This is a genomic window from Micromonospora sp. NPDC007230, from assembly GCF_042869115.1.
GTDB lineage: Bacteria > Actinomycetota > Actinomycetes > Mycobacteriales > Micromonosporaceae > Micromonospora.
Map to the genome: position 1 here is coordinate 54,229 of NZ_JBIAFE010000025.1, position 19,892 is coordinate 74,120.

Annotated in this window: 16 protein-coding genes; 10 read left to right on the top strand and 6 right to left on the bottom strand. The window is 73.5% G+C overall.

The features are described 5' to 3' along the window. Positions 1–268 precede the first annotated feature (268 nt). On the top strand, positions 269–2,653 hold the full coding sequence (locus tag ACFYML_RS28735) for a PKD domain-containing protein (RefSeq protein WP_387423591.1): 2,385 nt from the start codon (positions 269–271) through the stop codon (positions 2,651–2,653). Positions 2,654–2,850: 197 nt separating this feature from the next. Here the strand turns inward: ACFYML_RS28735 and ACFYML_RS28740 are convergent, their stop codons facing one another. Beyond that, a complete protein-coding gene (locus ACFYML_RS28740) occupies positions 2,851–4,143 on the bottom strand; it encodes an acetyl-CoA C-acetyltransferase (RefSeq protein ID WP_387423593.1) in 1,293 nt (430 codons plus the stop codon). A gap of 243 nt (positions 4,144–4,386) precedes the next feature. Here ACFYML_RS28740 and ACFYML_RS28745 point away from each other — a divergent pair, with 243 nt between their 5' ends. From ACFYML_RS28745 to ACFYML_RS28755, 3 genes are all read left to right on the top strand, one after another. Further along, positions 4,387–5,745 (top strand): 3-oxoacyl-ACP reductase, encoded by a 1,359-nt coding sequence (locus ACFYML_RS28745; RefSeq protein WP_387423595.1) that lies wholly within the window; start codon positions 4,387–4,389, stop codon positions 5,743–5,745. Further along, entirely contained in the window at positions 5,745–6,845 is a 1,101-nt protein-coding gene (locus ACFYML_RS28750; protein WP_387423596.1) for a MaoC/PaaZ C-terminal domain-containing protein, read from the top strand. The genes ACFYML_RS28745 and ACFYML_RS28750 overlap by 1 nt, the downstream gene beginning before the upstream one ends. Positions 6,846–6,996: 151 nt before the next feature. After that, a complete protein-coding gene (locus ACFYML_RS28755) occupies positions 6,997–7,614 on the top strand; it encodes a DedA family protein (protein ID WP_387423597.1) in 618 nt (205 codons plus the stop codon). Positions 7,615–7,627: 13 nt separating this feature from the next. On the opposite strand, the gene ACFYML_RS28760 is transcribed toward ACFYML_RS28755, so the two are convergent. Beyond that, positions 7,628–8,308, bottom strand: coding sequence for a response regulator (locus ACFYML_RS28760; protein WP_387423657.1), 681 nt, complete (start codon positions 8,306–8,308; stop codon positions 7,628–7,630). Further along, the gene (locus ACFYML_RS28765) at positions 8,266–9,444 is read right to left on the bottom strand and encodes a sensor histidine kinase (protein WP_387423598.1); all 1,179 of its coding nucleotides are present in this window, start codon (positions 9,442–9,444) and stop codon (positions 8,266–8,268) included. The genes ACFYML_RS28760 and ACFYML_RS28765 overlap by 43 nt, the downstream gene beginning before the upstream one ends. 172 nt (positions 9,445–9,616) lie before the next feature. Here ACFYML_RS28765 and ACFYML_RS28770 point away from each other — a divergent pair, with 172 nt between their 5' ends. After that, on the top strand, positions 9,617–10,291 hold the full coding sequence (locus tag ACFYML_RS28770) for a DedA family protein (RefSeq protein WP_387423599.1): 675 nt from the start codon (positions 9,617–9,619) through the stop codon (positions 10,289–10,291). Here the strand turns inward: ACFYML_RS28770 and ACFYML_RS28775 are convergent. Then, positions 10,266–10,913 (bottom strand): TetR/AcrR family transcriptional regulator, encoded by a 648-nt coding sequence (locus ACFYML_RS28775; RefSeq protein ID WP_387423600.1) that lies wholly within the window; start codon positions 10,911–10,913, stop codon positions 10,266–10,268. The two genes, ACFYML_RS28770 and ACFYML_RS28775, sit on opposite strands and share 26 nt — an antisense overlap. A 67-nt stretch (positions 10,914–10,980) precedes the next feature. Here ACFYML_RS28775 and ACFYML_RS28780 point away from each other — a divergent pair, with 67 nt between their 5' ends. From ACFYML_RS28780 to ACFYML_RS28795, 4 genes are all read left to right on the top strand, one after another. Continuing rightward, a complete protein-coding gene (locus tag ACFYML_RS28780) occupies positions 10,981–11,433 on the top strand; it encodes an SCP2 sterol-binding domain-containing protein (RefSeq protein WP_387423601.1) in 453 nt (150 codons plus the stop codon). Position 11,434: 1 nt separating this feature from the next. After that, positions 11,435–12,649, top strand: a complete 1,215-nt coding sequence (locus tag ACFYML_RS28785; protein ID WP_387423602.1) for an acyl-CoA dehydrogenase family protein — start codon at positions 11,435–11,437, stop codon at positions 12,647–12,649. A 170-nt stretch (positions 12,650–12,819) separates the two neighbouring features. Next, a complete protein-coding gene (locus ACFYML_RS28790; RefSeq protein ID WP_387423603.1) occupies positions 12,820–14,382 on the top strand; it encodes an AMP-binding protein in 1,563 nt (520 codons plus the stop codon). Positions 14,383–14,486: 104 nt separating this feature from the next. Then, positions 14,487–16,013 (top strand): N,N-dimethylformamidase beta subunit family domain-containing protein, encoded by a 1,527-nt coding sequence (locus ACFYML_RS28795; protein ID WP_387423604.1) that lies wholly within the window; start codon positions 14,487–14,489, stop codon positions 16,011–16,013. 25 nt (positions 16,014–16,038) lie between these two features. On the opposite strand, the gene purD is transcribed toward ACFYML_RS28795, so the two are convergent. Together purD and ACFYML_RS28805 are read right to left on the bottom strand one after the other, a co-directional pair. Continuing rightward, a complete protein-coding gene (purD, locus tag ACFYML_RS28800; protein WP_387423605.1) occupies positions 16,039–17,286 on the bottom strand; it encodes a phosphoribosylamine--glycine ligase in 1,248 nt (415 codons plus the stop codon). 127 nt (positions 17,287–17,413) lie between these two features. Beyond that, positions 17,414–18,700 carry an adenylosuccinate synthase gene (locus tag ACFYML_RS28805; RefSeq protein WP_073835025.1) on the bottom strand — a complete coding sequence of 429 codons (1,287 nt, stop codon included), beginning with the start codon at positions 18,698–18,700 and terminating at the stop codon, positions 17,414–17,416. A gap of 122 nt (positions 18,701–18,822) precedes the next feature. On the opposite strand from ACFYML_RS28805, the gene ACFYML_RS28810 reads away from it, so the two are divergent. Continuing rightward, on the top strand, positions 18,823–19,821 hold the full coding sequence (locus tag ACFYML_RS28810) for a hypothetical protein (protein WP_387423607.1): 999 nt from the start codon (positions 18,823–18,825) through the stop codon (positions 19,819–19,821). Positions 19,822–19,892 lie beyond the last annotated feature (71 nt).

Below are 19,892 nucleotides of genomic sequence, written 5' to 3' on the forward strand. Positions count from 1 at the left end.
AGCGGGGGGGGGGGGGCGGCCCGGGGGGGGGGGGGGGGGGGGCCCCCCCCCCCGCGGGGGGGGGGGGGGGCCCCCCCCCCCCCCCCCCACGGCGGGTCGGCTACTTCACCGCGCCAGGGCGATCCGCCGGGAGCCGCCCGTCGTCTGCTGGTGCGGCGTGGGCGGTGACGGCGGGTGGGCCCGCCGTGCCTGCCACCGGCCGCGCGTAGATCAACCCAGGCCATCTGTCCGTTATGAGAGGCCGGGACAGCGGGCTATCCCCGGGGCCGTGGATAATCCCGCGCACTACTGGCTCCGGCTCGCGCCGGTTTCTCCTCTCGGGGCCTGCATGCACCGACACACCATGGCCGGGCTCGCCGCGATCGCGGTTACCGGCGGCTCCCTGCTGTCCGCCACTCCGGCACAGGCCGCCGATCCGGCCGTGCTCTACGTCCGCCAGCTCTCCACCGCCTGCTCCGACACCGGGCCGGGCACCCTGGAGCAGCCCTTCTGCTCGATCGCGCCCGCCGCCGCGATGGTCAGCGCCGGCCAGACGGTCGACGTCGGTAACGGCATCTACCGGGAACACATCACCATCACCAGGTCCGGCACGCCGGACCAGCCGATCGTCTTCCGTAGCCCCTCGCCGACCTCCAGGGCCAACCTGGTCGGCTCGACGGCCGGCTTCACCATCGACGGCCAGCACGACATCCAGATCCAGAGATTCCTGGCCACCGGGGCGACCGACCTCCCGGCACTCGACCTGCGAAACGCCTCCGGCATCATCGTCGAGGGCGGCAGCTTCGGCGTCGCCGACGGCTCCAGCGCACCCGCCGTCCGGCTCGCCGGTGTTTCGCAGTCGGCCGTCACCCGCAGCCACATCGCTGGGCAGGAGCTGACTGCGGGGGTGACCCTGGACGCCGCGACCACCGGCGTCAGCCTGACGGCCCTGACGATCAACGGCGCCACGTCATACTCCGTGGCCGACCACAGTGTCGGCATCCGGGTCGACGGCATCGGCAACGCGATCCGCAACAACGTCATCGGTGGCTTCACCGGGGCGGCCATCACCGTCGAGGCCGGTGCGAGCAGCACGCTGGTGGTCAACAACCACATCACCGGCGGCGCCGGCCACGGGATCCGCAACCACGGCGGCGTCGGCACGGCGATCACGAACAACACCGTCCGGAACCGCTGCCGCGACGGCATCCGGGTCGACGGGGCGTCCAGCGGGGTTTCCGTTCAGAACAACTTGCTGATCATGAACGGCCCGTTCGGGCAGACCGGGTGCGAACCGTCGGTCGAGTTGGGCGTGGAGATCGGCGTGCACGACGGCGCCGTCAAGGACACGGTGGTCGACTACAACAACGCCGACCACTACTCCTCGCCGTCCCCGAGGATCTACGCGTGGAACGGCGTCCAGATGAGCCTGTCGGCGTTCCGCGCCGCCTCCGGCCGGGCCGCCCACGATCTGGAAACCTACGACCCGAGAGCGGCCTACGACTCGGCCAACTCCGCGGCCCCCGGCTACCCGGCCACCGACCGGCTCGGCACGGCCCGCGTGGACGATCCAGCGGTGCCGAACACCGGCGCCGGCCCGGTGACCTACGCGGACCGTGGCGCGCTGGAGACGATCCGGAGCCCGCTGGCCCGTACCAGCGTCACCTTGGACCTGGCGGCAGCCACGGTGAAGGTGGACGCCACCACGTCCGATCCCGGCTTCGCGCCGATCGAGTCCTACCGGTTCGACTTCGGTGACGGGACCTCCATCACGCAGACCTCGCCGGTCGCCTCGCACCACTATGCGAAGCCGGGTGAATACGCGGTCTCCACCAAGGTCACCGGGACGGACGGCCGGTCGGGCACCCGCACGGACCAGATCAGCGTGCTCCGCTGGACCGGCACGGTCGGCCTGCTGGCGCTCGACAACCTCAACTACGTCGCTCCGCCTCCCGTCGGGACGCAGCTCCGGTCGTACCAAGCCGGCCTGACCGCGGCCGGGCAGTTCGACCTGGCGGACGCCGGCTCCGGTCAGGTCGCCATCCTGTCCCGGGCGACCGGGACGTACGTCGCCGCCGGATACGCCGGCGCGGCGGTAACCATGACGACCGTCCGCGTCACGGATCCGCAGAGGTTCACCCTGCTGCGCAACGCCGACGGCAGCATCAGCCTCAAGTCGGTGGCCGGGGGCCGCTACGTGAGCGCCACCTCGGCGGACTCCTACCACCTGGTCGCCGACAAGACCACGATCGGCACGACGGAGAAGTTCTACCGGGTCACCGTCACCGGCGCCGATCGTTCCCTGAAGGCCCGTACGAACAACCAGTACGTCACCGCGGACAGCGCCGGCGTAAAACCCCTCACCGCCAACCGCACCAGCCGGGGCCTCGCTGAACGGTTCGACCTGGTCGACCTCGGCAACGGGCAGGTCGCCCTGTTGGCCCGGGCGAACAACCGTTTCGTCACCGCGGACAACGCCGGAGCCAAACCCCTCATCGCCAACCACACCAGCGTCGGCTCCTGGGAACGATTCACCCTCGTCCGCAATGCCGACCTGACGGTGAGTCTCAGGGCGGGGGCGAACAACCGGTACGTCACGGCGGACCGGAGCGGGCGGCCGCTCATCGCGGATTGCCCCTCGCCCGGTATCAAGCAGCGGTTCATCCTCAGCTGACCGCGCCGGCGCCCGTCCGCGTCCCATCATCGCCAAGCGCACCACGGTCGGGGGCTGGGAGCGGTTCGACCTGGGCGACGGGCAGGTGGCCTGTTCGCGTGGGCGAACAACCGCTGCGTTACCGCGGCTGCACCGGACCCGACCCGCCGGACGCCCGCCAGGCAACAGACCTGGCGGGCGCCGGTACGGGTGGGCGGTCAGCGTTCGAGGATCGCCGTGACGCCCTGCCCGCCGGCGGCGCAGATGGAGATCAGTCCCCGGCCGCTCCCCTTCTGGTCGAGGAGCTTGGCCAGGGTGGCCACGATCCGGCCGCCGGTGGCCGCGAACGGGTGCCCGGCGGCCAGTGAGGAGCCGTTGACGTTGAGCTTGTCCCGGTCGATCGGCCCGAGCGGCGCGTCCAGGCCCAGCCGCTCCTTGCCGAACTCGGGCGACTCCCAGGCGGCCAGGGTGGCCAGCACCTGCGAGGCGAACGCCTCGTGGATCTCGTAGAAGTCGAAATCCTGCAGGGTGAGGCCGGCCCGGGCCAGCATCCGGGGCACCGCGTACGCGGGGGCCATCAGCAGCCCCTCGTCGCCGTGCACGAAGTCGACCGCGGCGGTCTCGCACCAGGAGAACCAGGCCAGCACCGGCAGGTGGTGCTCCCGCGCCCACTCCTCGGAGGCCAGTAGCACCGTCGACGCGCCGTCGGTGAGCGGCGAGGAGTTGCCGGCGGTCATGGTGGCCCGCTCGGCGTCCGGGCCCTTCGTGCCGAAGACCGGCTTCAGCGAGCCGAGCTTCTCCAGGCTGGTGTCCGGGCGGAGGTTCTGGTCCCGGGTGAGCCCGAGGTAGGGGGTCATCAGATCGTCGAAGAACCCCTTGTCGTACGCGGCGGCGAGCCGCTGGTGCGAGCGGAGCGCCAACTCGTCCTGGGCCTGCCGGTCGATGTTCCACCGCAGCGCCGTCCGCGCCGCGTGCTCCCCCATGGACAGCCCGGTACGCGGCTCCGCGTTGCGCGGGATCTCCGGTTTGAACGGCTGGAGCGGGCGGAGCTTCGCGGCGACCTTCAGCCGCTCGCCGACGGTCCGGGCGGAGTTGAGCGCGAGCAGCGTACGGCGCAGGTCCTCGTTGAGGGCCAGCGGCGCGTCCGACGTGGTGTCGACACCCCCGGCGATGCCGACCTCGAGCTGCCCGAGGGCGATCTTGTTGGCGACCAGGATGGCGGCTTCGAGTCCGGTGCCGCAGGCCTGCTGGATGTCGTACGCCGGGGTGTGCGGGTCGAGCCGGGAGCCGAGCACCACCTCGCGGGTGAGGTTGAAGTCCCGGGAGTGCTTGAGCACCGCGCCGGCGACCACCTCGCCGACCCGCTGCCCGGCCAGGCCGAAGCGGGCGACCAGGCCGTCGAGCGCCGCGCCGAGCAGATCGGCGTTGGACGCGTGCGCGTAGCGCGAGTTGGACCGGGCGAAGGGGATGCGGTTGCCGCCGATCACCGCGACCCGCCGGACACTCTGCATGATCGGCCTCCTCGATTCGGTTGCCCGTACCCTACTCGCCAGTAGGCTACGCCGCTCGGCGGCCACGGCGCGAGTCCTGGGCCGCTGGCCCGGTTCCAGGGCGGACGACCGGCGCCGGCATGGCAGGGGTTGCGTCCAACCTACTCGCCAGTAGGCTACGGGCATGAGCGAGCGCCAGCGAGCGAATCATCAGTGCGGTGCGGTGGTGCCTCATGCCGGCACTCGGCGAAGCGGAGGGCCGGCATGAGCGACCGCTACGCGAGCTTCGTCCAAACGGGGGCCGGCCGCACGCTGGTCAAGCGCATCGGGCTGCCCGACCCGCCCCGACTGCGCCGGCACACGCCGGGCGACCCGCTCGTTCCCGGGCCGGTCCTGCTCGGCTCGTCGACCGGTGGCCGGCTCGCCGAGCCGGTCGGCAAGATCCTGGCCACCGCCGGGGTCGAACTGCCCGACCCGGCCGCCGCCACCGACGCCACCTCGCGCTTCGCCGCCCTGGTGTACGACGCGACCGGTCTCACCGACTCGACCGAGCTGCGCCAGCTCTACGACTTCTTCCACCGGCACGCCCGGGCCCTGCTTCCCTGCGGCCGGGTGATCGTGCTGGGCACCCCGCCGGCCGAGTGCGACTCGCCCCGCGAGGCGACCGCCCAGCGCGCCCTGGAGGGGCTGACCCGCAGCATCGGCAAGGAGTTCGGCCGGGGCATCACCGCCCAGCTCGCGTACGTCACGAAGCACGGCGACGCCGGCACCCCGGTCAGCCTGGAGTCCACGCTGCGCTTCCTGCTGTCGGGCCGGTCCGCGTACGTCTCCGGGCAGGTGATCCGGGTCGGCGCCGGCACGGCCACCCCGCCGGCCGACTGGGACCGGCCGCTGGACGGCCAGGTGGTCCTGGTCACCGGGGCGGCCCGGGGCATCGGCGCGGCCCTGGCGCGGGTGCTCGCCCGGGACGGCGCCCGGGTGGTGGCGCTGGACATTCCCGCCGCCGGGGACGAGCTGGCCACCGTCGCCAACGAGGTCGGCGGCAGCGCGGTGCAGCTCGACCTGACCGCGGCGGACGCGCCGACCCGGCTGGCCGAGCACCTGGCGAGCCGGCACGGCCGGGTCGACGTGGTGGTGCACAACGCCGGCATCACCCGGGACCGGACGCTCGGCCGGATGGACGCCGACCGCTGGGACTCGGTGATCGACGTGAACCTGTCCAGCCAGGAACGGATCAACGACCTGCTGCTGGAGCGCGACCTGATCCCGGCCGGCGGCCGAATCGTCTCGGTCTCCTCGATCGCCGGCATCGCGGGCAACCGGGGGCAGACCAACTACGCGACCAGCAAGGCCGGCGTGATCGGCCTGGTCGACTCGCTCGCCCCGGTGCTGCGCGAGCGCGGCATCAGCCTCAACGCGGTCGCGCCCGGGTTCATCGAGACCCGGCTGACCGCCCGGATCCCGTTGCTGATCCGGGAAGCGGGCCGCCGGATGAACAGCATGGCCCAGGGCGGACTGCCGGTGGACGTGGCCGAGACGATCGGCTGGCTCTCGTGGCCGGCGACCGGCGCGGTCAGCGGCAACGTGGTCCGCGTCTGCGGCCAGAGCCTGCTGGGGGCGTGATGGCGCGGCGCAAGCAGCGGCGGCCGGAGGAGCCGGTCGAGGAGCTGTCGGTACACGAGCTGATCGAGGGCCCGACCCAGGACCTCACCGCGGCCCGGGCCGCCGCGGCGCGGACGGCCGGCGAGCCGCGCCCGTCCACCGACGAGACGCAGGACCTCTCCGGCGCGGCCGCCGAGGTCACCCGGGACCTGTCGGCCGTCGCCGGGACGGCCGTCGCGCCGGCGACCGTCGGCACCGCGGGGCGCGTCCGCATCGACCTGCCCCGGATGCCGGCGGCCGGCGTCCTCTACCGGCGGGCCCTGCTCGGCGCCCTGCCCGGGATGGGCGGCCGGCGCGGCCAGGAGCTGCCCGAGGTGGAACTCGGCGTGGGCGGCGTGACCGTGGACCGGGCGCACCTGGCCGACTACGACCGGGTCTGCGGCTTCCGGCTCACCGACCGGCTGCCGGCGACGTACGTGCACGTGCTGGGCTTCCCGCTGGCGCTGCGGCTGATGACCGCGGCGGAGTTCCCGATCCCGCTGACCGGGGTGGTGCACGTGGCGAACCGGATCACCGTGCACCGGCCGATCGAGGCCGGCGAGACCCTGGACTTCCACACGTACGCCGAGAACCTGCGCCCGCACGAGCGGGGCCGGCAGCTCGACGTGGTGCTGGTCGGCTCGGTCGACGGCACGGAAGTCTGGCGGGGCGTCTCGACGTACCTCGGAAAGGAGCGGAAGGCGGGCGGCGGCCCGCGACGCGACCGGGGTGACCGCCCGGACCTGCCGGCCGCCGCGGCGCACTGGCGGGTGACCCCCCGGGTGGGTACCGACTACGCCCGGGTCTCCGGCGACCACAACCCGATCCACACCTCGATGCTCGGGGCACGCCTGTTCGGTTTCCCCCGCCCGATCGCGCACGGCATGTGGAGCAAGGCCCACTGCCTGGCCGCGCTGGAGAGCCGGCTGCCGGAGGCGTACTCGGTGGACGTGGCGTTCAAGCTGCCGGTGCCACTGCCGTCCACGGTGTCCTTCAGCGCCACCGCGACCGGCGGGACCTGGGATTTCGCCCTGCACGACGCGCGGTCCGGCGGGCCGCAGCTGGTGGGCACCGTCCGCTGACCCCGACCGGACGGCCCGACCGCGGCGGACAAGGTGACCGGTGCAGAAGGGCCCTTCTCACCGGCGGGTGCGTGGCCGGCAGGGCAGCGGGCACGGGGCGTGATCCGGCGACTCGGCCCGCCGGCCCGTCCGGCGGCACCAGCATGGGGGCATGGGGGACGTGCTCGACCTGCTGCGCCAGACGGCGACCTCGCCGTGGGCGTACCTGGTGATCTTCGTGGTCACCGCGATCGACGCGTTCTTCCCGCTGGTGCCCGGCGAGACGGTGGTGATCACCGCCGCGGTCTTCGCGGCGGACGGGGAACCCGCCCTGGTCGCGCTGATCGTGGCCGCCGCGCTCGGCGCGCTCGCCGGCGACCACCTCTCGTACGCCATCGGGCGCGGCGGCGGCGCGCACCGGCTGGCCCGGCTGCCCGCCGACAGCCGGCGGCGGGCGAGTTCCGAGTGGGCCCGCCGGGCGGTCGACCGGCGCGGCGGGCTCATCCTGACCACCGCCCGCTACGTCCCGGGCGGCCGGACGGCGGTCACCCTGACCATGGGCGCGGTCCGCTACCCGCTCCGCTGTTTCCTGATGTACGACCTGCTCGCCTGCGCCGCCTGGGCGCTCTACTGCGGGCTGCTCGGCTACTTCGGCGGGCTGACCTTCAAGCAGAACCCGATCCAGGGCCTGCTGCTCGGGGTTGGTCTGTCGCTCGTGGCCACCGGAGTGTTCGAAGCCGTCCGCTGGATCCGCCGCCGGTCCCGGTCCCGCGCCGCCACCCGCCGCTGAGCCGGCCCCGGCCTCACAGCAGATCGGCATCGTGGACCAGGATGGCGAGCTGCACCCGGTTGCTCACCCCGAGCTTGGCCAGGGCCCGGCTGACGTACGCCTTGACGGTGCCCTCGCTCATTCCGAGTCGCCGGGCCACGTCGGCGTTCGCGTCTCCCCGAGCCACCTCCCGGACGACCGCCACCTCCCGGTCGGTCAGCCGGGCCAGCCGCTGCCGGGCGGCCTCCCGCCGGCCCGGGCCACGTTCGGCGAAGGAGCTGATCAGCCGCCGGGTCACCGTCGGGGCGAGCATGGCGTTGCCGGCGGCGACGGTCCGCACGGCGGCGGCGAGTTCCCCCGGCGGCGTGTCCTTCAGCAGAAAGCCGACCGCCCCGGCACGCAGCGCCTCGTGCACGTACTCGTCGAGGTCGAAGGTGGTCAGCATGACGACCTTGGGGCCCTTCGCGACGATCCGCGGCGCAGCCGCCAGCCCGTCGGTGCCGGGCATGCGGACGTCCAGCAGCACCACGTCGGGTCGCAGCCGGATGGCTGCGGCCAGCGCCTCGTCGCCGTCGGCGGCCTCGCCGACCACCGCGATGCCCGGCGCCGCCTCGAGGATCAGCCGCAGGCCTGCACGGACCAGTTGCTCGTCGTCAGCGATCAGGGTACGGATCAAGGCCCCACCTCCGTCGGGATGAGCGCCCGAAGCACAAATCCTCCGTCCGCCCCCGGGCCGGCCGCCAACCGCCCGCCGACCAGTTCGACCCGCTCCCGCAGCCCGACCAGACCGAGCCCCGCGCCGGGCAGGGCGGGACCGCGCCGGGCCGAAGGGCCGTTGCGGACGCTGACCTCGACCCCGTCGGGCAGGTGGCACAGGCGGACAGTGACCTCGGCATTCGGGGCATGCTTGCGGGCGTTGGTCAGCCCTTCCTGCACCACCCGGTACGCGGTCCGCGCGACGGCACCCGGCACCGGCCGCGGCGTCCCCTCGTCCTGGCGATGTACCTGGAGGCCGGCCTCACGCGACTCCCCGACCAATTCGTCGATCGCGTCCAGACCGGCGGGCGGGGGCGTGGAGGTTACGCTGAGCGGCGCGCCGTCAGCGGCCGGCGGCGGCTGACGCAGCACGCCGAGCACCTCCCGCAGGTCGGCCAACGCCGAACGGCCGGTGGACCGGATCAGGGCGGCCGCCTCGATCGTGGCGGGCTCGGCCGCGGTCACCTCCAGCGCGCCGGCGTGCACCACCATCAGTGAGACCCGGTGCGCCACCACGTCGTGCATCTCCCGGGCGATCCGGGCCCGCTCCTCGGCCCTGGCCCGATCGGCCCGCGCCTCCTGCTCGCGTTCCAGCCGCTCGGCGCGGTCCCGCAGGGCGGCCAGGGTGTCCCGCCGCGCCTGGATCCACAGCCCGGCGACCAGCGGGAAGATCACCAGCCAGGCGAAGAGCGCCAGCGCGTTCGCCGGGGTGCCGGTGGTCAACCGGCGTTCCCCGCCAAACGCCGCGCCGATCACCGCCCCCGCCAAGAGGACGAGCGCGGCGCCGAGCAGGTAGCCGGCGAGCCGGCGACCGCGCAGGCGCACGCCGGCCCACCAGGAGGCGACGACCGCGGCCGGCCACGCGGCCAGCAGGAGCCAGCCGACGGCCGCCATGGTGACCAGCGGCCACCGGCGGGACCCGAGGACGGCGGCGCCCGAGGCCAGCGCGATGCCGAGAGTGAGCACCTGGGGCAGCGGCGAGCGGAGGCCAAGCGCCCCGGCCGCCGACGCCCAGGTGCCGGCAGCCACCAGCACGGCGAGCAGGAGCGGCGCGTACCGCTCGGCCCGACGGAGCAGGGCGGCGCGGGAGGTCACCCCGCAAGCCTAGGCGGGCGGCGGGCTGTGGTGGAGTTCCGCGGGGGGCAGTTCCGGGGAGGGCTGGGTGCCGACCCTGAGAACGCCTCGGGGTATGACGCGACGAAAGTGACCCCCGCCGGCCGACCGACGGCAGATGGCCCGCACGGGCGGCGCGACCAGCATCGGAGCCATGGATTCGGTGCTCGATCTGCTCCACCAGACGATGTCCTCACCCTGGGTCTACCTGGCGCTCTTCGCGATCGCGGTGGTCGACGGCTTCTTCCCGGCGGTGCCGAGTGAAACCGCGGTGATCACCGCCGGGGTCTTCGCCGCGACCGGTCAGCCCGACCTGCCGCTGGTGATCGTGGTGGCCGGCTGCGGCGCGCTCGTCGGGGACCACATCTCGTACGCCATCGGCCGCCACGCCGGTGGGCGGTTGCTGGCGACCGTGCCGGGCCGCGACACCGCATCCGACGCGCCCCACCGTCGTAGGCGGGGTCGCCGGCGGGCAGCGCTGGAGTGGGCCCGGCGCGCCATAGCGGTTCGCGGCGGCCTGCTCCTGATCGTGGCCCGTTACATCCCCGGTGGACGCACCGCCGTCACCCTCACCATGGGGGCGACCCGGTTCTCCCGGCGGCGGTTCCTCGCCTTCGACGCGCTGGCCGCCGCCTCCTGGGGCGTCTACTCGGCACTCGTCGGCTACCTGGGCGGGCTCGCCTTCGAGCGGGATCCCGTACGCGGCCTGCTGCTCGGGCTGGGGATCGCACTGACCGTGACCCTGGTCGTGGAGACAGTGCGCTGGGTACGTGGCCGCGGGCGAGTGCCCGCCGACGCGCCGGTCAGTCGGCCGGCGGGTGCCAGGTGACGCCGCGCAGGAGGCGGTCGGCGCCGAGCCAGGCGACGTTCATCATCCGGGTGGCGGTCTTCTCCGGGTCCGCCTCCGGGTGGTCGGCGAGCCAGTCGGCCAGCGACTCGCTCGCCCCGACCAGGGCGTACGCGACCACCTCCAGGTCGGTGCCGCGCACCTCGCGCCCGTTCGCGCGCAGCGCGTGGTCGAGCATGCCGGCGACCACCTCGACCAGCCGGCCGCGCATGGTGGCCACCTCGGCGGCGAACGGCCGCTCGCCGCGGGCCTGCCGGTAGAGCACCGCCCAGCCGTCGCGGTGCGCGCCGACGAAGCCGAAGAAGGCACGCAGCCCGCGCCAGAGCCGTTCGTCGGCGGGCAGGTCGGGGGCGGCGGCCCCGGCGATGGCCTCCATCAACCTGGTGCCCTCCCGGTGCAGGCAGGCGACGAAGAGTTCTTCCTTCGTGCCGAGATACGCGTAGACCATCGGCTTGGAAATGCCGGCGTCTTCGGCGATCTCGTCCATGCTGGCCGCGTGAAAACCCCTGCGTGAGAACACCTTGACCGCCGCGTCGAGCATCTGCTGTTCGCGTACGGCTCGGGGCAGGCGCTTGAAGGTCGGGCTGGACACTCTTGCGAGCATACCTACTCGTGCGTAGGGTTACGGCTGAGTAACCAAAGTCGGCCCGCTCCGGAAGGTGCAAACCCCCATGACTGACTTCGACCCGGCCAACTTCGCGAACGTCGGCCCGAAGGAGTTCGCGCAGCTGGTCAAGTCCACCCCTGACGACAAGGTCGCCGAGGTCATGTCCGGCGACCTGCGCGGCAAGATCCTCAGCGCGGTCTTCGAGCGGATGCCGACCCTGTTCCGGGCCGACCGCGCCGGCTCCACCAACGCGGTCATCCACTGGAACGTCACCGGCCGTCCCGACGGCGGCACCGACACCTACGAGATCGTCATCGAGAACGGCACATGCGTTGTCTCCGACACCCCGCAGCGGGACCCGAAGCTCAGCCTCACCATGGGCCCGGTCGAGTTCCTGAAGATCGTCTCCGGTGGTGGCAACCCGGTCATGATGTTCATGACCGGCAAGCTGAAGGCCAAGGGCGACCTGGGCCTCGCCGCCAACATCGCCAACCTGTTCGACATCCCGAAGGCCTGAAGTGGTGGAGTTCTCGCTCGACCTGAACGAGGAACAGCGGGACCTCCGCGACTGGGTGCACGGCTTCGCGGCCGAGGTCGTGCGCCCGGCCGCGGCCGAGTGGGACGCCCGCGAGGAGACGCCCTGGCCGATCATCCAAGAGGCGGCGAAGGTCGGCCTGTACGGCTTCGAGTTCCTCGCCACCTGCTGGGCCGACCCCACCGGGCTCTCCCTGCCGATCGCCAGCGAGGAGCTGTTCTGGGGCGACGCCGGCATCGGGCTGGGCATCTTCGGCACCTCGCTGGCCGTCGCCGCCATCTACGGCGCGGGCACACCCGACCAGCTCGTCGAATGGGTGCCGCAGTGCTTCGGTGACGTCGACCAGCCCGCGGTCGCCGCGTTCTGCACCACCGAGCCGGAGGCCGGCTCCGACGTCGGGTCGATGCGTACCCGCGCCGTCTACCAGGAGGCCACCGACGAGTGGGTGCTGAGCGGGCAGAAGGCGTACGCCACCAACGGCGGGATCGCCGGGGTGCACGTGGTCACCGCCTCGGTCGACCCCGAGCTGGGCTCGCGGGGGCAGGCCGCATTCGTCGTACCGCCGGGCACGCCGGGGCTCAACGCCACCCGCAAGCTGCGCAAGCTCGGGCTGCGCGCGTCCCACACCGCCGACGTCTTCCTCGACGACGTCCGGGTGCCGGGGCGCTGCCTGCTCGGCGGCAAGGAGGCGCTCGACGAGCGGTTGGCCCGAGCCCGCGCCGGGCAGCGCGCCTCCGGCCAGGCGGCGATGCGCACCTTCGAACTGTCCCGCCCCACGGTCGGCGCGCAGGCGCTCGGCGTGGCCCGCGCCGCATACGAGTACGCCCTCGACTACGCCAAGAACCGGGTCCAGTTCGGCCGCCCGATCATCGAGAACCAGGCGGTCGCGTTCGCGCTCGCCGACATGAAGATGGAGATCGACGCGGCGCGGCTGCTGGTGTGGCGGGCCTCCTGGATGGGCCGCAACAACCGGCCGTTCACCGCGGGCGAGGGCTCGATGTCCAAGCTCAAGGCCGGCGAGGTGGCCGTCTCGGTCACCGAGAAGGCGGTCCAACTCCTCGGCGGGGCCGGCTTCCTGCGTGACCACCCGGTGGAGCGGTGGTACCGGGACGCCAAGATCTACACCATCTTCGAAGGAACCTCCGAGATCCAGCGCCTGGTCATCTCCCGGGCCATCTCCGGGATGCAGCTCCGCTGATCGCCGGCGGACCCGATCCGGCACGCGACGACCGACCGCTGTGCCGAGCGGCACGCCGTCGCGGGTCGGGCCGCCGGTCTCCGACGCAGGCGGCCCCGGCGCTCCGGCGGTGATCACCCCGGCTGGGTGCCGCGCCGCCACGGGTACCTGATCGAGAGGAGGGTTGCCGCGTGGACCTGCCGTTCGTCGTCGCCACGCTGACCCGACGCGGGCTGCTCAACCCGGGCCGGCCGATCCGGGTCGCCGCCCAACTCGGCGCGCTGCGGAAATGGGGCTGGAGCCTCGCCGGTGAGCTGCGCCAGGCCGCCGCCCGCGACCCCGGGCGCACCGCGATCGTCGACGAGCACGGCGCCACGCTGACATACCAGGAGCTGCTGGACCGGACGGAACGGCTGGCCCGGTCGATGCGGACCGGGTTCGGCGTACGGGCCGGCGACCGGATCGGCGTGCTCTGCCGCAACCACCACGGGCTGGTCGAGGCGGTCGTCGCGGCGATGCTGCTCGGCGCGGACGCCGTACTGGTGAACACCGGACTCTCCGCGGCACAGCTCGCCACGGTGGCGGAGGAGCAGGCGCTGCGGGTGCTGGTGCACGACGCCGAGTTCGCCGAGCGCATCCTCGGCCTCCCCGCCGACGTGCACCGGGTCGACGAGCGCGCCCGGGACGAACTGATCGCCGGGGCCCTGCCCGGGGAGCAGCTCCAGCCGCCGGAGCGGGACGGGCGGACCATCGTCCTCACCTCCGGCACCACCGGCGCACCCAAGGGCGCCCGCCGGCCCACGCCGAACGGCTTCGGCCCGCTGGTCTCCATCATCGACCGGATCCCGCTGCACGCCCGGGACACCGTGATGATCGCCGCGCCGCTCTTCCACACCTGGGGGTACGCCGCCCTCCAGGTGGCGTTCGCCATGCGCGCCACCATCGTGCTGCACCGCCGCTTCGACCCGGCTGCCACGCTGGCCGCCCTGGTGGCGCAGTCCTGCGACGCGCTGTTCGCCGTACCGGTGATGCTGCAGCGGCTGATGGAGGTGCCGGCGCCGGACCCCCGGCCGCCGCTGAAGGTGGTCGCGGTCAGCGGCTCCGCACTCCCCGGCGGGCTGGCCACCGCGTTCATGGACCGCTACGGCGATGTCCTGCACAACCTCTACGGCTCGACCGAGGTCTCCTGGGCGTCCATCGCCGGCCCGGCCGACCTGCGTGCGGCGCCCAACAGTGCCGGCCGCCCGCCGCACGGCACCCGGCTGGCGATCCTCGACGACGCCGGCGAGCCGGTCGGGGAGGGGCAGGTCGGGCGGATCTTCGTGGGCAACGAGATGCTCTTCGAGGGCTACACCTCGGGGGCCAGCCGGGAGCGCCGCGACGGCCTGCTGGACACCGGCGACCTGGGCCGGCTCGACGACGGCCTGCTCTTCGTCGACGGGCGGGCCGACGACATGATCGTCTCCGGGGGCGAGAACGTCTTCCCCGCCGAGGTCGAGGACCTGATCGCCCGGCTGCCGCAGGTCCGCGAGGTCGCGGTGATCGGCGTACCGGACGCCGAGTACGGCCAGCGGCTCGCCGCGTTCCTGGCCCTGCACCCCGGCGAGACCCTCGACCCGGAGGCGGTCCGCGAGTACGTGCGGCACTACCTGGCCCGCTACTCGGTGCCCCGGGACGTGGTCTTCGTGAAGTACGTGCCGCGCAACGCCACCGGCAAGGTGCTCGCCCGCGAGCTACGCCGCTACTACGGCTGAGTCAAGGGGCCAAAAGGGACCTACTGCCCTGCGAGGGCAGGATGGTACGTTCCCTCCGCCGGCGGTCCCCGGCAGGTCCGTTCACTCGTCCGGGAGCTGCCTCCATGGTCCGACTCCGCCGACGCTGGGCACTCGGCCTCCTCCTCGGCGGCGCCTCCGCCACCGCACTCGGCGCCACCGAACCCGTCCTCGGCCGGCGCCGCGCCGGCACCCTCGTCCGCCGCCAGCCCCCGCCGGTCGAGGTGGAGAACCACGCGGCCGGGGAACCCTGGTGGCCGCAGGACGGCACCCGCGCCGCCGACGACCGGCAGCGCCAGATCCAGGGGTACGCCTCGGCGACCAGCGTCGCCCCCGGGCAGACCGTCGACTTCCACGTCGCCGTCAACCCGGCCGGCCCGTTCCGGATCACCGTCCACCGGCTCGGCTGGTACGACGGCGCCGGCGCCCGCACCATGCTGACCAGCCCCGAGCTGGCCGGGGTGCCGCAACCCGTCCCGGCGGCCGACCCGGCGACCGGCACCATCGCGTGCCGCTGGCCGGTGTCCTGGACCCTGCGGATCCCCGACCACTGGACCTCCGGCCTCTACCAGGCGGTGTTCACCTCGGCCGCGGGCTGGCGCGCCTGCACGCCGTTCGTGGTCCGCGACGACCGGCGCGTCGCCCCGCTCTGCGTGGTGCTGCCGGTGACCACCTGGCAGGCGTACAACCAGTGGCCGACGGACCGGTTGATCGGCAAGAGCCTCTACAACGGCTACACGGCCGGCCGGCGGGACCCCCTGGTCCGGGCCCGGGAGGTCTCGTTCGACCGGCCGTACTCCAACGAGGGCATCCCGATCCACCTCAGCCGGGACCACGACGTCGTCCAGTGGCTGGAACGCAACCGGTACGACGTCAGCTACGCGACCAACTTCGACCTGCACTCCGGTCGGCTCGACCCGACCCGGCACCAGGGCATCGTGTTCGCCGGGCACGACGAGTACTGGTCGGTGGAGATGCGGCGGGCCGCGGAACGGGCGGTCGCGGCCGGCCGGAGCCTGGCCTTCCTCGGCGCCAACAGCGTCTACTGGCACATCCGGGTCCGGCCAGCCGCCGACGGGCGTGCCGAGCGCGTGGTCGCCTGCGCCAAGACCATGCCCGACCCGGGTCAGGACGGCGCCGGCCCCACTCTCCGGTGGCGCAGCATCCGCCAGCCCGAACAGGCGTTGATCGGCGTGCAATACAACGGCATCGTCGGCGCGCCGCAACCGCTGGTGGTCAACTCGGCGAGCCACTGGTTCTGGGCCGGCACGGGGGTGGCCGACGGCGACCGGATCCCCGGGGTGGTCGGCGGCGAGGCCGACGGCCTCAACCCCAGGACACCCCGCCCGGCCGCCGTCACCGCCACCGTGCTGAGCCGGTCGCCGTACCGGACCCGGGAGGGCGGGAGGCGGGTGCAGAACACGCACCTGTACGAGACGCCGCAGGGCGGTCTCGTCTTCGCCGCCGGCACGCTCTGCTGGACCATGGCGCTGAACCGCCCCGGGCACCGCGACGAGCGGATCGAACGGGCCACCGCCAACCTGCTCGACCGGATCGTCGGCCGCGCCCGAGCCTCAGCCGAGGCCCGGGCGTCCGAGCCCGCCGCGGGATAGATCGGCCGCTCTGCGGGTCGCCCGGTCAGGCGGGGACGGTCACCTGGCCGGCCACCGCCGCGGCGGCGATGTCGGTGCGGTGGTGCGAGCCGGCCAGCTCGATGTCCCGTACCAGGGCGTAGGCGGCATCCCGCGCGGCGGCCAGGTCCGAGCCGGTGGCCGTACCGCAGACGACCCGGCCCCCGGCGGAGCGCAGCGTGCCGTCGGCGTCCCGGCGGGTGCCGGCGTGGATGACCCCGGGGCGGTCCGCGCCGGTGATCACGTCGCCGGTACGCGGCGCCGCCGGGTATCCCTCGGCTGCCACCACGACGGTGACCGCCGCGCCGTCCCGCCAGCGCAGCGGCGGGTGCGCGGCCAGCGTGCCGGTGGCGGCGGCGTGCAGCAGCCCGGCGAGCGGCGTCTCCAGCAGGGCGAGGACGACCTGGGTCTCCGGGTCGCCGAAGCGGGCGTTGAACTCGATCACGCGGGGGCCGGCGGCGGTGATCGCCAGGCCCACGTAGAGCAGGCCCGCGAACGGGGTGCCCCGGCGCCGCATCTCGGCCAGCGTCGGGTGCACGACGTCGCGCATCACCTCATCCACCAGGCCGGGCGGCGCCCAGGCCAGCGGCGCGTACGCGCCCATGCCGCCGGTGTTCGGGCCGGTGTCGCCGTCGCCGACCCGCTTGAAGTCCTGCGCGGGCAGCAGCGGCAGGGCCGCCTCCCCGTCGGTGACGACGAAGAGGGAGACCTCGGGGCCGGCCAGATACTCCTCGACCACCACCCGGCCGCAGTCCTGTGCGTGCTCTTCGGCGACCGCCCGGTCGCTGGTCACCACGACGCCCTTGCCGGCGGCCAGCCCGTCGTTCTTCACCACGTACGGCGGCCCGAACTCGTCCAGCGCCCTGCCGGTGCTCTCCTGCTCCGTGCAGGTGTACGCCCGCGCGGTCGGCACCTTGGCGGCGGTCATCACGTCCTTGGCGAACGTCTTGGAACCCTCCAGCCGGGCCGCCTCCGCCGACGGCCCGAACACGGCGATGCCCTTGGCGCGTACCGCGTCGGCGACGCCGGCCACCAGCGGCGCCTCCGGCCCGATCACCACCAGGTCGGCACCCACCTCGACGGCGAGCGCCGCCACCGCCGCCGGATCGGTCGGAGCAGCCTCCCGCAGCTCGGCCACCGCCGCGATCCCAGGATTCCCCGGCGCCGCGATCAGCGCCGTGACGGACGGATCACCGGCCAACCCGAGCGCGAGCGCGTGCTCCCGCCCCCCACCACCCACAAGCAAAACCCGCACAACCCCGCATCCTACTGACTCCACCTCCCCACCCCGTTGATCATGAGGTTAGCGGCATCTACCGAGATCAACTCCGCGGTCAACCTCATGATCAACAAAGCGATCCGGGGGGTGGGGGTGGGGTGGGTTAGAGGAGCGGGTGGCGGAGGACGTTTTCGTCGCGGCCGGGGCCTACCCCGACGACGCTGACCCGGGTGCCGGTTAGCTCCTCGATGCGCGCGATGTAGCGGCGCGCGTTCTCGGGGAGTTCGTCCTCGGTGCGGGCCTTGGTGATGTCCTCCCACCAGCCGTCGAGCTCTTCATAGATCGGCGTCGCGTGGTGGAAGTCGGTCTGCGTCATCGGCATGTCGTCGACCCGCTCGCCGTTGATCTGGTAGCCGACGCAGATCGGCACCTTGGGCAGGCCGGTGAGCACGTCCAGCTTGGTGACGACCAGATCGGTGACCCCGTTGAGGCGGCACGCGTACCGGGCCACGACCGCGTCGAACCAGCCGGCCCGGCGCTCCCGGCCGGTGGTGGTGCCGTACTCGTGGCCGATCTTGACAAGGTGCCGGCCGTTGTCGTCGAAGAGCTCGGTCGGGAACGGTCCCGCGCCCACCCGGGTGGTGTACGCCTTGCTGACCGCGATGACCTTGGTGATCGCGGTGGGCGGGATGCCCGCACCCACGCACGCCCCACCGGCCGTCGGGTTCGACGAGGTCACGAAGGGGTACGTGCCGTGGTCCATGTCGAGCATGGTGGCCTGGGCACCCTCCAGCAGGACCGTCTCGCCCCGGTCCAGCGCGTCCCAGAGCATCGCCCGGGTCTCGGCGATGTACGGCTTGAGCCGCTCGGCGTACCCGAGGTACTCCTCGATCGTCGCGTCGACGTCGATCGCCTTGCGGTTGTAGACCTTGAACAGCACCTGGTTCTTCTCGCGGAGCGCCAGCTCCAGCTTCTTGCGCAGGATGCCGGGGTCGAGCAGGTCCTGGAGCCGGATGCCCATCCGGGCGACCTTGTCCCCGTACGCGGGGCCGATGCCGCGGCCGGTGGTGCCGATCCGGGACGAGCCGAGGTAACGCTCGACCACCCGGTCCAGCGCCCGGTGGTGCGGCATGATCAGGTGCGCGTCGCCGGAGATGCGCAGCCGGGAGACGTCCACACCCCGCTCGGCGAGACCGTCGATCTCCTCCAGCAGCACCTTCGGGTCGACCACCACGCCGTTGCCGATCACGATCATCGCGCTCGGCGAGAGCGCGCCGGACGGCATGAGGTGCAGCGCGTACTTCTGGCCGTCCGGGGTGATCACCGTGTGCCCGGCGTTGTTGCCGCCGGAGTAGCGCACCACGTAGTCGACCCGCCCACCCAGCAGGTCGGTAACCTTGCCCTTGCCCTCGTCGCCCCACTGGGCACCGAGGAGCACGATCGCTGGCATCTTCTCCGCCTCCAGAAGGCTCGGGTGCCAGGTGGCGACCGGTCAGCGAGCCCGGGGTGTCAGGCTAACAAGAGGTAACGGCGGGACCGGCAGGGGTTCGTCGAGAAGCAGGAGGCTCCTTCGTGTACGACGTGGTGCTGCTCAGCCTCGGCTCGGAGCGGGACGCGCCCGGCGGCGGCTGCGGCAGCGGCGGGGCCTGCTGCGGTGGCGCCGACGAAGCCGGCGGCGCGACGCCCGAGGAGCGCTGCGAGACCCCGCGCGTACCGGTGCTGGCCTGCGCGGACGCGCTGACCGCCCGGGGTGCCCGGGTGGAGACGGTCACCGCCCGTTCGGACGCCGACATCGACCAGGTGCTGGCCCGGCTCGACGGACCGCCGCGGGCGGACGGCCTCACCTGGCCCGATCCGGACGGCAAGACCCGCCTGGTGGTCGCCACGGCCAGTGACGGGCAGTTGCGCGCCGTGCTGCGCCGGCTGGTCCGGCGGTACGCTCCGCCGCCGAGCCGCCGTCCGGCCGACCTGCCCGGCAACCGGACGGTCCCGGACCTGCCGCCGGTCGGCGTACTCCCGCTCGATCCGGCCCGCACCGGGGCGGCGCGTGACCTGGCCGCGCAGCTCGGGTTGCCGCGCGACCCGGCGGCGGTGGCCGCCGCGGTGCTGGACGGCACCGCCCGCCGGCTCGACCTGCTGCGCAACGACGGCGGCTCGGTGACCCTGGACGGCGCGCTGCTCGGCGCGGCCGACGACGCGGGCCGGCCGCTGCACTGGCGCGGCCGGGTCGAGGTCGACGACGCGATCCTCTCCGACGGCGAGGAAGCGATCATGGCCTGCGCGATCGGCAACGCCGCCGGGTACGCGCGCCTCGACGATGTGACGCTGCTGGCCGACCCGGACCCGACCGACGGCCGGGTCGAGGTGGCGGTGGCCGTTCCGGTGGTCACTCGCTCCAGGTTGGGCCGCAGGCGGGTACGCCTCGAGGTGCGCCGGGCCCGGGGCCGGGCGGTGGCGGTCGTGCCTCGCGACGAGAAGGTGCCCTTCCTCGACGACGGCGTCGAGGGCGAGCTGAACCGGAAGCGGTCCTGGTGGACCGAGCCGGGCGCCTGGGCGGTCTGGACGTCCTGACCTCCGTCGATCTCGTGCGGCCCCCCGGCTGACCGGACGGCCTATCCTCGGCGGGAGGAAGGGGGAGGAAC

Bases quoted from the DNA above. Each gene is read 5' to 3' on its own strand.
- ACFYML_RS28770 (WP_387423599.1), top strand. From the start codon at position 9,617: ATGGATTCGGTGCTCGATCTGCTCCACCAGACGATGTCCTCACCCTGG.
- ACFYML_RS28780 (WP_387423601.1), top strand. From the start codon at position 10,981: ATGACTGACTTCGACCCGGCCAACTTCGCGAACGTCGGCCCGAAGGAG.
- ACFYML_RS28805 (WP_073835025.1), bottom strand. From the start codon at position 18,700: ATGCCAGCGATCGTGCTCCTCGGTGCCCAGTGGGGCGACGAGGGCAAG.
- ACFYML_RS28755 (WP_387423597.1), top strand. From the start codon at position 6,997: ATGGGGGACGTGCTCGACCTGCTGCGCCAGACGGCGACCTCGCCGTGG.
- ACFYML_RS28795 (WP_387423604.1), top strand. From the start codon at position 14,487: ATGGTCCGACTCCGCCGACGCTGGGCACTCGGCCTCCTCCTCGGCGGC.
- ACFYML_RS28750 (WP_387423596.1), top strand. From the start codon at position 5,745: ATGGCGCGGCGCAAGCAGCGGCGGCCGGAGGAGCCGGTCGAGGAGCTG.
- ACFYML_RS28745 (WP_387423595.1), top strand. From the start codon at position 4,387: ATGAGCGACCGCTACGCGAGCTTCGTCCAAACGGGGGCCGGCCGCACG.
- ACFYML_RS28775 (WP_387423600.1), bottom strand. From the start codon at position 10,913: ATGCTCGCAAGAGTGTCCAGCCCGACCTTCAAGCGCCTGCCCCGAGCC.
- ACFYML_RS28740 (WP_387423593.1), bottom strand. From the start codon at position 4,143: ATGCAGAGTGTCCGGCGGGTCGCGGTGATCGGCGGCAACCGCATCCCC.